9 protein-coding genes are annotated in these 13,289 nt (G+C 43.0%); 3 read left to right on the top strand and 6 right to left on the bottom strand.

The features are described 5' to 3' along the window. Nucleotides 1-161: 161 nt before the first annotated feature. Nucleotides 162-3,110, top strand: a complete 2,949-nt coding sequence (locus tag DIU38_RS11690) for a TonB-dependent receptor (RefSeq protein WP_112654877.1) — start codon at nt 162-164, stop codon at nt 3,108-3,110. 308 nt (nt 3,111-3,418) lie between these two features. Here DIU38_RS11690 and DIU38_RS11685 read toward each other — a convergent pair whose 3' ends face one another. The 6 genes from DIU38_RS11685 to DIU38_RS34450 all read right to left on the bottom strand — a co-directional run bounded on the left by DIU38_RS11685 (nt 3,419) and on the right by DIU38_RS34450 (nt 10,439). Beyond that, nucleotides 3,419-4,129, bottom strand: a complete 711-nt coding sequence (locus DIU38_RS11685) for a phosphoadenylyl-sulfate reductase (RefSeq protein WP_112654876.1) — start codon at nt 4,127-4,129, stop codon at nt 3,419-3,421. 1 nt (nt 4,130) lies between these two features. Beyond that, a complete protein-coding gene (locus DIU38_RS11680) occupies nt 4,131-5,639 on the bottom strand; it encodes a TSUP family transporter (protein WP_112654875.1) in 1,509 nt (502 codons plus the stop codon). Then, on the bottom strand, nt 5,617-6,402 hold the full coding sequence (cobA, locus tag DIU38_RS11675; RefSeq protein ID WP_112654874.1) for a uroporphyrinogen-III C-methyltransferase: 786 nt from the start codon (nt 6,400-6,402) through the stop codon (nt 5,617-5,619). Before cobA ends, DIU38_RS11680 begins: the two co-directional genes overlap by 23 nt. Further along, entirely contained in the window at nt 6,402-8,492 is a 2,091-nt protein-coding gene (locus DIU38_RS11670; RefSeq protein WP_112654873.1) for a HEPN domain-containing protein, read from the bottom strand. Before DIU38_RS11670 ends, cobA begins: the two co-directional genes overlap by 1 nt. Before the next feature lie 240 nt (nt 8,493-8,732). Further along, complete coding sequence (locus DIU38_RS11665) at nt 8,733-9,167, bottom strand: RrF2 family transcriptional regulator (RefSeq protein ID WP_090525408.1); 435 nt, start codon at nt 9,165-9,167, stop codon at nt 8,733-8,735. 117 nt (nt 9,168-9,284) lie between these two features. Next, nucleotides 9,285-10,439, bottom strand: a complete 1,155-nt coding sequence (locus DIU38_RS34450; protein WP_262714356.1) for a SelT/SelW/SelH family protein — start codon at nt 10,437-10,439, stop codon at nt 9,285-9,287. A gap of 162 nt (nt 10,440-10,601) precedes the next feature. Here DIU38_RS34450 and DIU38_RS11655 point away from each other — a divergent pair, with 162 nt between their 5' ends. After that, the gene (locus DIU38_RS11655; RefSeq protein ID WP_112654872.1) at nt 10,602-12,311 is read left to right on the top strand and encodes a GMC oxidoreductase; all 1,710 of its coding nucleotides are present in this window, start codon (nt 10,602-10,604) and stop codon (nt 12,309-12,311) included. 144 nt (nt 12,312-12,455) lie between these two features. Next, nucleotides 12,456-13,169, top strand: a complete 714-nt coding sequence (locus tag DIU38_RS11650) for a ThuA domain-containing protein (protein ID WP_112654871.1) — start codon at nt 12,456-12,458, stop codon at nt 13,167-13,169. The last annotated feature ends 120 nt before the right edge of the window (nt 13,170-13,289 follow it).

Genomic DNA, 13,289 nt, shown 5'->3' with positions numbered 1-13,289 from the left:
TAATTCTATAGACAATGTATCATTTTAGTGCAATTGCCGCTCTGTCCAAGTTAAAAATGCAGCTCCTAACGGCAATGTGTTGTTGTTGAGCCATAACCTCCATCAACGATAATACACAACCCAAAATCACAATTTTAATTACCACCACCACAAATTACTTCATGAAAATTTTTACAAACTTAGTTAGAATACTTGTGCTCTTCCTGGTACTATTGCCGGGTATAAGTTATGCACAGCTTAACGGCTCATATATATTGAGCGGAAAAGTTGACGACGATCAGGGCAAACCGCTGATAGGGGCAACCGTATCTATTAAAGGCACAACCAATAAAACATCAACAGATACTACCGGTAAGTTTTCATTAACTACCAGTGCCAAATTGCCCTATACACTTGTTTTTACCGCGATCGGTTATCAGCCGCAGGAGTTTTACATTAAAAATGCCAATAGTGCCGTAAATATTACGCTTACTACGCAATCATTGTTGGTTAATGAGGTAGTAGTAACGGCATCCCGTAAGGAGGAAAAATTGCTTCGCTCGCCCGTAGCTATCGAAAAATTGAGTATCACGGCGTTAAAACAATCGCCCGGCCCAAGTTTTTATGATGCTTTGGAGAACGTGAAAGGCGTACAGATGACAACCACCAGTATCACCCTCAAAGTGCCGAATACCCGTGGTTTCAACAGTCCAAACAACTTCAGGTTTATGCAGTTGGTTGATGGCGTTGATATGCAGTCGGCTACATTAGGTGTACCGCTTGGCAATGCCATTGGGCCGACTGAACTGGATATTGCCAGTGTGGAAATCACCCCGGGCGCTGCTGCTGCCCTTTATGGTACCAACGCTATCAATGGTTTATCAAATCTGTTTACTAAAGATCCATTCAAATACCAGGGCTTAAGCTTTTACCATCGCCAGGGTTTAAACCATGTTGGTAAAGACCGCTTAGGGGCAAGTTCACTTACCGAGGATGCTTTGCGCTATGCCAAAGCTTTTAACGATAAGTTTGCGGTGAAAGTAAACTTTAGCTATATGCAAGGTCAGGACTGGCAATCAGATACCCGTAATGATCAAAATCCAACCAACCTGAAATCGGCCAACCCTGCTTATCCTGAATTAACAGGCACCAGCAACGCAGCTTATGACGGCTGGAACAAATATGGTGACGATGCCCTTGCCGGCAGCAACACGGTATCGATAAAAGGAATCACAGTCGATGGTAAAGCCCGCCCTAACCTTACCGTTGCCCGTACAGGCTACAATGAAGTTGACCTGGTTGACCCGCATGTGAAAAACTTGAAATTGGATGGTACTTTGTCCTACAAGCTTACCCCTAATACTGTGTTATCATACACTTACCGTTACGGAAAGCTGGATGGTGTATTTCAACGAGGTAACAAGATATCTTTGCAAGGAGCTACAGTTCAGAATCATAAAATTGAGTTAAAAGGAAAAGATTTCCTGGTGCGTGGTTATGAATCAATAGAAAACACCGGCAACTCGTTTAACGTGAAACCACTGGCAGATAACCTTGATTTGAACCATGCAAGTAATTCGGCATGGGCAACTTTATATGGTAATGCTTTGAAGGCTTATAATGGCGGTGTGCTTACCTCAGCAAACCTTGCTGCGGCTGAGCAGGCTGCACGAGCTGCGGCCGATAAAGGTCGTGTTGAGCCGGGTACCCCTGAGTTTGATGCGTTGCGAAAAACCATTATCGGTATCAATAACTGGGATATTAAATCGAGCCTGATCCCTAACGCCCCGGCTACAGGTGGTGCAGCATTAGTTCAAAAAAGCCACATGTACAATGGCGAGGCCCAATGGGATTTGAGCAGCAAGGTTAAAGTTGTTGACCTGTTGGTTGGTGCCGACGTACGTGTATACAGCATTACGCCGGATGGTAATAACTTCGTAGATTTTAGTCGCCCTATTGCCGATAGGAATACCCCATTGGCCGACGGTACTTTCGGTAAAGATGTGATCTATAAAAAATATGGCACCTTTACCCAGGTTACCAAAACTTTTTTTGATGAGAAACTGAAATTATTCGGCTCTATCCGCTGGGACCGCAACCCATACTTCGATCCTAAATTTACGCCACGTTTAGCCGCAGTTTACACTGTTAATCAAAACCATAACTTCAGGTTCACGTTCCAGAACGGTTATCGTTTCCCTTCACTGTTTGAGGCGTTATCATACGTAAATAACGGTCGCGTAAAACGTGTAGGCAGCTTGCCGTTTATTAATGAAGGCTTGGGTTACCTTGGTAACAGTTACACCCAAACGTCAGTAGTGGCTTTCAATGCTGCGGTGAATGCTGCAGGCGGCTCTGATCAGGCAGCTTTGGCTAACCGTAACCTGTTAAAGGTAGCGGACCTGCCACCGGCACGTCCAGAACAGATCACTTCTTTCGAGGTTGGTTATAAAGGCATCGTAGCCGATAATAAAGTGTTCATTGATATTGACGCTTACACCAACCGTTATGACGGTTTCCTCGGCCAGGTACAGGTGTTTGTACCAAACGGTGCTACCGTTGGCTCAGACGCTGCCGTACTGTCAATGCTTGATATTAACCGCGATCCTACAACAGGCACATCAACTAACGCAGCCAGCCAGGGCCAAAGCAGGTACCGTGTTTATACTAATGCCAAGAATATCTACCATAACTATGGTTCATCTGCAGGTGTTACTTATAACTTCTATCAGCATTATACAGTATCCGGTAACGTTAGTTTTAATAAGCTGAAAGCCCAAACAGCTTCGGATATATTTGTCACAGGCTTTAACACACCAGAATGGTCGGGCAATATATCATTCGGTAATCGCGAGGTGGTTAAAAACTTTGGTTTCAACGTAGTTTACAAATGGCAGCAATCATACCTGTGGGAAAGCCCGCTGGTTACAGGTACCGTACCATCAATCAAAACAGTTGATGCACAGGTTACTTATCGTGTGCCGTCATACTATGCAACCTTTAAGTTAGGTGCTACCGATATCTTTAACAAAAGATATTACCAATACGCAGGCGGCCCAACAATCGGTGGCTTATACTATGTTTCGGTAACGCTTGACGGTTTATTAGCAGGCAATAATAACAACAAGTAAGAGCTTTTATTACGTTTTATATAGTTTGTAAGGGGATGGAGTGATAAGCTTTATCCCCTTTTTTTAACCATGATTTTTAGGATTTAATGATTGCCTTGAGTTTTATGAGGAATGAGAACCGCCTTACTTAGACAATATCATGGTCATCTAATCATCCTTAAAATCATTGTTCAAAAAAAAGGCCAACTGATTTTTCAACCAATTGACCTACGTATAAAAAAAGCGTCTTTTACCTTGATTTGCTTGATTATAGGATTTTCATTATTGCAGATTGCATATTTTTCATGGCAATCCTTAAATCCTATTCATCATGGTTTTGCTGTCTCATGCAAACCACATTCTTTTTTGGATTGATCTTCCCACCACCAGCGGCCCGCACGAAAATCTTCACCTTCGGCTACGGCACGGGTACATGGCATACAGCCGATGCTTGGGAAGCCTTTATCATGCAGTGAGTTATATGGAATGTTGTATTGTTTGATATAGGCTTTTACTTCGTCCAGTGTCCAGCTGAAAATAGGGTGGAACTTTACCAGTTGGTTTTGCTCGTCCCATTCCATGTCATGCATATCATGACGGTTAATCGACTGCTCGGCACGAATGCCGGTAATCCAAATTTTGTTGCCTTTTAAAGCGCGTTTGAGCGGTTCTATTTTACGGATCCCGCAGCACTCTTTGCGGTTTTCAACCGACTCGTAAAAGCTGTTTGGGCCTTTTTTGCTTACCATTTCTTCCAATAGTTCATTATTCGGATAGTAGGCATGTATAGGTTTTTGATACCTGTTCATTGTAGCCGCCCAAACTGAATAGGTTTCGCGGAACAGCCTGCCGGTTTCAAGCGTAAATACTTTAATTGGCAGGTTATTGGCAAAGATCATATGACTGATCACCTGGTCTTCCCAGCCAAAACTGGTTGAAAATATAACTTCGCCAGGGAAAAGCTCTGCCAGTTTAGTCAGGGCTTCCACGGGGACAAGTCCGGTGGTTACACTTTGTATTTGTTGTAATGCAGTGCTCATTTTATATAACCTTAGTAATAAACATGATAATAGAACGGATACTGATGAGGATAACGATTATCGATACCGCCACCATGATAGTTTTCGCAGAGATCTTATTGGAGATCTTAGCTGCAATTGGTGAAGCAAGTGCACTGCCTAAGATAAGGCCTGCTACAGCCTGCCAGTGATCGCTGCTTACCATGGCGATAAAGGTTATTGAGCCCATCATCGCCACAAAAAAACGTGAAAGTTTAACAGTGCCTAATGAAAAACGTGGACTGCGGCCACCGGCTATCAGGGTTGATAGCACGATTGATCCCCAACCACCGCCGCCAACAGCATCGATAAAGCCACCGCCTAAACCCAGCAGCGAAATGCGTTTTACCTTATCGGCCGATTTTTTCTTTTGTGTATTGAATGCTTTTCTGAATATCACTATACCCAATATCAGGGTATAAACCGATACAACAGGTTTGGTGTACATGCTGTAATGCTCAAGCGAAGATAGGAGATAAGCTCCTGTTACCGCTCCTATTATACCGGGAATAACTAATAATTTAAATAGTTTCCAGTTGATGTTGCCCATGCGATAATGCATCCAACCGGCTATACCGCAACTCATGATCTCGGAAAGATGTACGCCCATGCTGGCCGAGGCCGGAGGGATACCCATAGAAAGAGAGAATGTGGTTGAAGTAACACCGTACGACATACCAATGGCGCCGTCGATCATTGCAAATACAAACCCGGCACCTAAAAAGTAATAAAAGATAGGATCGATGCCGGTTACGAAGTGCTTAAAGTTAGGCTCTTTGAAATAAAGTGCCGTTATACCAATGGCCAGCGATATGATAATGGTTGACCAAATTAGCCAAATGAAATTTTTCCGGTTAACAGGTTTTGGTTCAACCAATACCGAGGTTACGCTATTTAGTTTTTTTACTTTGTCGGCAAAATCGCCTTCAAGGGTATTTCTTAGTTCGCTCATTTGCTGCAAAGTGATGTCAAGCTCCGCAGGAAGGCTTTCATTCAATACTTCTTTTAATCGTTTAGCCACAGTAGGCGATTTTCCATTGGTAGATATGGCCAGTTTCAGGTCGCCCTTTTGCACTATCGATCCTAAGTAAAAATCACATAGCGCAGGCTTATCTGCTACATTGATCAGCAGCTTACGGTCATGGGCGGCATTGCGGATATAGTTATTAAGCTCGCTATCATTGGTAGCAGCAATAACTATATCGGCATCGTTCAGGTCATCGTCGGCAAATGATTTTTGTATAATGCGGATGCCCGGATACTGCGATGCAAGTGTATGTACCTCGGGCAAAAACTCGCGCGAAATAACGGTAACCCTTGCACTGTTGCTGTTATTAAGTACAGCAGTAAGTTTTTCCAAACCAACATTACCGCCGCCAATAAGCACAGTATGCAGATCATTCAGTTTTAAAAACACAGGAAAAAGCTGGTTACCTTCCTGTTTTTCATCCTGGATGTTGGTTAAACTTTTATCCCCGGGCAACAAAGTCATAAACTTCTTTTATCAGTTGGAATTTTGGATGAAGCGATACTACCTCGCCCAAAACAATAATTGCAGGCGATGAGATCTTACTTTCTTCAACAGTATCGACAATAGTATCCACCGTAGCAACAGCGATCTTCTCGTCTGCAGTAGAACCGCTTTGAATAACGGCTACGGGTAGTTTGTTCTTGCCTTGTAACTTGAATATTTCAGCGATCTCGGCCAGGTTATGAATGCCCATCAATACAACCACGGTAGCATTTGATCGTGACGCGTCAACAAGATCGTTCGAGATCTTGCCATTTGCAGTAGTTCCGGTAACCACCCAAAAACTTTCACTTAAACCGCGGTGAGTAACCGGGATCTGCTGCAATTCGGGTACGGCTATCGAGCTGGAAATGCCCGGAATAACAGAAGCGGATATATTGTGTGCCGCGGCAATTATCAACTCTTCATATCCACGACCGAATACAAAAGGGTCTCCGCCTTTTAACCTAACCACGTGACCGTAGTTCACAGCATAATCAACCATCAGGTTGTTAATTGCTTCCTGCGAAAAAGTATGATCGCCAGAACGTTTGCCTACGTAAACTTTGGTTGAGTTTGCAGGGGCATACTCAAGTAGTTCTTCATTAACCAAAGCATCGTACAAAACAACATCGGCTGTTTTTAAAGCTTTGATTGCTTTAACTGTTATCAGGTCGGCATCGCCTGGGCCTGCACCCACCAGCGTGATGCGTGGTTCTTTTATATTTTTATTAGTTTCAGTCATTATTGTACAAGCGCCTCTCTCTTATCCTTGCTTCTGCTTAAAAATTCTGTAGCCTGTGCTAAATATGTTGTGGCAAATTCTTGTGACGGCTCATTTTGGTTGAGTTGTAATACAAGGTCATTAAAGCTCCCGTTCAATTCGAACTCGCCTTTTTCAACGTATTGCGTATCAAACTCGCGGATTACACCTATTTGTGTACTGCTATTAACACCTTTGTCAAGCAATAGCGCTTTCGCTGAGCTTACAAACACATTATAGGCATGATAAATAGCGTCCGCCCAACGGCCATCGGCGTAAGCTTCGTTAGCCCAGCCTAATTTTTCTTCCGATTCAAACAGGAGGGTAGCTACCAGGTCGATGATCACACCGGCACATTCACCTACGCCTATAGCGGTAACAAATGTTTCCTGGTGCCCCCAGTCAATATATTCGTCGTCGGTAAGAGTAGTTAAATCGGCAAGTGGTTTCAGCAAACGGTAAAAATAATCTTTACCCTGCCTGTCATAATATTCATGGTAAGTTTCACCCTCGGGCGAAAACTCTTTATAGTCGTTCAATAACCACCTTAGCACATCGGTAGCACGTTTGGTAGGTACTTTGATCACCCTTTCGGCAGCGCGGCCAACGCCGTCGCCAACGGTACCGCCGCCTAACATTACCTGTACAGAAGGTAATACTTTAGCACCCGCTTTAAGCGAACTGCCATGAAAACCAATGTGGGCCAAACCATGCTGGCCACATGAATTCATACAACCGCTTATTTTGATTTTGATTTCGCGGTTATAAATAAAGTCTTCGTATTCGTTATAGATCAGGTCCTCAAGTACGCGGGCCATGGTCATGCTGTTGGAGATACCAAGGTTGCAGGTGTCTGTACCCGGGCAGGTGGTAACATCAGCAATGCTATCAAAGCCCGGCGCAGCCAGTTCAAGCTTAGCCAGGCCTTCATATAAAGCAGGCAATGCTTCTTTTTGAACGTATTTTAAAAGCAACCCCTGGTTTTGAGTAATGCGGATCTCGTGACCAACCAATGGCTCTAATGTTTTAACAAGGGCGCGGGCAGTATCCGATGAGATATCACCTACAGGCACTTTAATATACACGCCGTAAAAACCTTTTTGCTTTTGCTCAAAAACGTTGGTAGCCATCCATTGTTCATAGCGCAACGGGTTGCTGATGGTTACCTCAGGATAGCTATCAGTTGGTGGTAAAGCCGGAGCATCAACAGCATCCCGGTTGATAGGGTATGATTTTACTTTGTTGGCAGTACGCTCGATTTTGGTTAAACGCAATACCTCGTCCAAACCTAATTTTTGGATAAGGTATTTCATACGGGCTTTGTTGCGGTTATTGCGTTCGCCGTAACGGTCAAAAACACGAATCACTGATTCGATATAAGGGATCAGCTGATCTTCTGGTAAAAACTCTTCAACAATACTGGCTAAAATTGGCTGTGCACCTAAACCGCCGCCAAGCATGATCTTAAACCCACGTTCGCCATTGGCATTTATTTTAGGTATAGCACCGATATCATGAATGTATGAAAACGCTGTGTCGTCATCGCTTGACGAGAAAGAGATTTTGAATTTGCGGCCCATTTCCTGGCATATCGGGTTACGCAGAAAATAATCAAACGTAGCATATGCATAAGGAGAAACGTCAAATGGTTCTTTTGGGTCGACACCTGCAGTAGGAGAGGCTGTAACATTGCGCACGGTATTACCGCATGCTTCGCGCAGAGTGATATCATCCTGTGCAAGCTTGGCCCAAAGCTGGGGTGTACGGTCAAGACTTACATAGTGGATCTGGATGTCCTGGCGGGTGGTAAGGTGGAGATTACTGCTCCCAAACTCGTCGGAAATCTCGGCAATCTTCAATAGTTGCTTAAAGCTAACTTTACCAAAAGGTAGTTTAATGCGTACCATTTGCACGCCTGGCTGACGCTGGCCATAAACACCGCGCGCCAAACGTAAACTTCTGAATTTTTCATCATGAATTTTACCTTCACGAAAAGCATGGATCTTTTTTTCAAGATCTATAATATCCTTCTCAACAATAGGGTTCTCCAGTTCCGTTCTGAAGCTCTGCATATTCTATGTATTAATCTTTTATAAAAAAGCCCCTTTGGCTGTGGCTAAAGAGGCATATATGGTTAAACATTACGTTTATAGCCTCGTTTTCTCATTGCGCATATAGCAATAAGTCAGTTGGTTAAGACAGGTAATATTAATGCTCTCACGATTCATTTCCCAAATATATATATAGTATACGGAAAAAGTAGCATTTAATTTAAAAAAACTGCGTTATGACAGTTTTATGAAGTTTTAAAATTAAACGCTGATGAGGGTGGTTTCGCGTTTGATGATATCGGCGATGCTGGTTTCGCTTAATATTTTAAGTGTGGCATCTCTTACATCAACAAATACATCCCTTATGCCGCAAGTGCTTTCCTGGTGGCATTCATCGCATTTGTGGTAAAAGTTTAAGCTGGCGCAGGGCACCATGGCAATAGGTCCGTCGGTTATACGCATGATACTTACCAGGAATATTTCTTTGGGATCGCGGTTAAGGCTGTAGCCACCGCCTGCTCCTTTTTTGCTGTAAAGAAACCCCGCATTGCGCAGATCAAGCAGTATCTGCTCAAGAAACTTTTTAGGGATTCGTTCAATTTCGGCAATCTTCGAAATTTGCATAGGCGGCTGGTCCATGTTCTTGCCAAGAACCACAAGTGCCTTTATAGCATACTTAGTTTTTTTTGAAAGCATTTTCTAAAATAAAACTCACAAAGGTAAATAAAGATATTTTCTAAATTAACTATTTTTTCGAGTAATATTATAGATTATATAGAAAGGATATTTTATACAGACATTGTTATATAAAAGTTACAATGTATGCCTGTCTGAATGGCCGAGGCTTTTACCCGGGTTAACTTTATCACGAACGGCCTGTTTTAACTCTTTGATTTCTGGAAAATGGCCATCACGTTTGCGGTCAAATAGTGTTTCTTCACCTACGCTTATCGTATATCTGCCGCTCACTTCGCTTGGTTTTAAGGTAACGCCATTTACGTCATCGGTAAAGGTTGTAAGCAGTTCCTGCGCCATGTAAGCGGCACGCATCATCCAGTTACATTTAGGGCAATATTCAATAATTATGGTTGGTTTCATGCTGTTGTGATTGGTTTTTTTTGCTACTATAAATCTATCTTCAGCATGGGTACTCAAGACCTGAAGTTCGTCACCCACCGAAATTACGCCTGTATTTTCATGCACCAGGTTTTGTCCAAACATGATCTTATTGTTTTTCATACGGTAAGAGGCCAACGTTTTCAATGGTTCTTTAGCCTTTATTGCTGTTTGTTGATCAATAGTGGTTAAAACACAACGTGCGCAAAGTTTTGCTCCATAAAAGGTTATCCCTGCTATTGTTATCTGGTTCATCAGGTCCTCGCTATAAGCCTCGCCGCCTGTAAAAACTATATTGGGACGAAAGCGGTTCATTGGCAAAGGCAACGGCATACGTTTGTTGAGGTCATTAAGCGAAGCTTGCCCAATCAGCAGAAAAGGATAGGCATCTGCAAAGGAAGTGATCATGCCGGGTTTTGCGTAGCGCTGGTCAACTTCGCGTTCACTGTCATCGGGCATGTAAATGAGGCGGCATTTCATATTAAGTGCTTCGCTGAGCCATTCGTCGAATTCTTCGCTTACATATTGTCCAAAACAGGTGTCTTCCCAAACTGCAAACTGTTGCAAAGGTTTTCTTTCGCAATTAAACGGAATTAATAATGACCCACTTGACTGATGATGTACTGTTATCCCATCCGATTGGATTGATGCCTTCAATAAGGCCATTTGCGGAAACTCGCGTTGCGTTATAAAATGCCCGTGTTCATTAACCAGCATCCAACGCCTGTCGTGTTGTAAACCACGACGGGTAACCTCCGCATTTTGCACAGCAATGCCGCCCAATGATTTGATAGGGTAGATGTATAATTCACTTACTTGTAGCATGGGGTAAAAGTAAGAAATCTGAGGCATGATTTTCGGGATTAGAAGATTAAAGAATGTTTGAATCCAGACTTTCCATCAAGTCAATCCTTCAATCAAAAAAACATGGTTCTTTTTCTTCACAATCGATTGCTATATCGATTTTTAATTAATATACTTGTTTTATCCAATCTCAAAACCAATTTATAAACTATGCCATTAAGTAATATAAACGGCAAGGCTAAGGCTAATAATACCTATGATGCCATTGTAATAGGGTCAGGCATCAGCGGTGGCTGGGCAGCAAAAGAGTTATCCGAACTTGGCTTGAAAACCATAATGCTTGAACGGGGCCGAAACTTTGAGCACATTAAAGATTATAAAACTGCTAATCAGGACCCCTGGGACCGACATCATGCCGGAAAGCCAACGCAAGCCCAACGTAAACAACGCCCCGTAATTTCACGTAATTGGGGAGCTTCCGAACCCATTATGGATTACTGGACCGATGAGCAGGCCGCACCATACACCGAGATCAAACCTTTTAATTGGTGGCGTTCATATCAGCTTGGCGGTCGCTCCATTTTATGGGGAAGGCAAAGCTATCGCTGGAGCGATTTTGATTTTGAAGCAAATGCTAAAGACGGCTGGGCTATTGACTGGCCTATCCGCTATAAAGATCTTGCGCCATGGTATGATCATGTAGAGAAATTTGCAGGCATCAGTGGTTCGCTTGAAGGGTTACCGCAATTACCTGATGGGCATTATTTGCCACCCATGGATATGAACGTGGTAGAAAAAGACGTAGCTGCCCGTATCAAGAAAAATTATAATGGTACAAGGCATATGATCATCGGTCGTACAGCCAACTTAACAGCTGCTATTCCAGGGCGTACAGCATGCCAGTTCAGGAACAGGTGCTGGGAGGGCTGTCCGTTTGGTGGCTACTTTAGTACGCAATCATCAACTTTGCCTGCAGCGCTTGCCACCGGAAATTTAACAGTAAGGCCATATTCCATCGTTACTAAAATATTATATGACAAGGATACCAAAAAGGCCAAAGGGGTAGAGGTGCTTGATGCCGAAACCAATCAAACCTATGAGTACTATTCAAAAATAGTTTTTGTTAATGCTTCAGCTTTAAACAGTGCATGGGTACTGATGAATTCGGCCACCGACATCTGGCCGGATGGTTTAGGCAGCAGCAGCGGCGAACTTGGGCATAATATCATGGATCATCATTATAATCTGGGTGCAAGCGGATTGGTTGAAGGGTTTGAGGATAAATATTACTACGGCCGCCGTGCTAATGGCATTTACATACCCCGTTTTACCAACCTGTTTGGCGATAAGCGCGATTACCTGCGAGGTTTCGGTTATCAGGGTGCGGCAAGCCGCATGGGATGGAGCCGTGAGATTGCTGAATTGAACATTGGAGCCGACTATAAAGACGCACTTACAGAGCCAGGTCCGTGGACTATAGGCTTAAGCGGTTTTGGTGAATTGCTGCCTTATCACGAAAATAAGATCACCCTTGATAAAACCCGCAAGGACAAATGGGGATTGCCAATTTTGGCGATGGATGCCGAGATTAAAGAAAATGAAAAGAAAATGCGTATTGATATTGTGAAGGAAGCTAAAGCCATGCTTGAAAGTGCCGGCGTAAAGAACGTTGAAACGCACGACCGCGGTCATAACGTTGGTGATGGTATTCACGAAATGGGTACTGCAAGGATGGGACGTGATCCTAAAACTTCGGTACTTAATGGTAATAACCAGGTATGGGATGCCAAAAACGTTTTTGTTACCGATGGTGCGGCTATGACTTCGGCAGCTTGTCAAAATCCATCATTAACGTATATGGCTATGACGGCCCGCGCTGCTCATTTTGCAGTAGATGAATTGAAGAAAGGGAATTTATAATTTATCCAACACGTCATTCCGAATTTATTTCGGGATCCCACATGCTAAGTATGCGCCATACTTGTCGGCTACTTAGCATGTGGGGTGCTGAAACAAGTTCAGCATGACGTTCATTTTTAATCTGATAACCAATAACAATCAACTATGAAAAAGCTACTTACCATTTGCCTTTTAATAGGCGCACTAATAAGCCAGGTACTTGCTAAAGATAAAGTACTGATATTTTGCAAAACCGCGGGATTCCCTCATAAATCAATAGCGGTAGGCGTAACTGCAATAATTAAACTGGGTCAGGAAAATAATTTTGATACAGACAGTACCACTGATGCCACGAGGTTTACCATCGATAATTTAAAACAATATAAGGCGGTAATATTTTTAAACACCACCGGCGATGTTTTAAATGATGCCCAACAAACTGCATTTGAGCAATATATTAAGGCCGGCGGCGGTTTTGTTGGTGTACATTCCGCAACAGACACCGAGTATGAGTGGCCATGGTATGGTAAACTGGTAGGGGCTTATTTTAAAAGTCATCCAAAACAACAGGAAGCAACGTTAAATGTGGTCGACCGTAATTTTATTGCCACTAAACATCTGCCCGAAACCTGGAAGCGATGGGACGAATGGTATAACTATAAATGGATTGGTAATGATCTGCACGTACTGATCAAGATAGATGAGAAAAGCTACACTGGTGGCGAAAACGGCGATAATCACCCAATGGCCTGGTATCATAATTTCGCCGGCGGCAGGGCTTTTTATACCGAATTAGGTCATACTGATGAATCATATGCTGATCCATTATATTTGAACCATCTGTTAGGTGGTATTAAATATGCAATGGGAAGGAAATAGTCTGAATCAGAATTTACAGAATTAAAGAATTTTCAGAATACCACATAAAAAAGCCTTGCTATGTTTCAACTTTGCAAGGCTTTTTTATTCTGTTAATTTAAAAATTCTGTAAATTCTGAT

It is taken from the genome of Mucilaginibacter metallidurans (genome assembly GCF_003286435.2).
GTDB classification, from domain to species: Bacteria; Bacteroidota; Bacteroidia; order Sphingobacteriales; family Sphingobacteriaceae; genus Mucilaginibacter; species Mucilaginibacter gossypii.
This window is presented reverse-complemented; position numbering and strand designations above follow the sequence as displayed.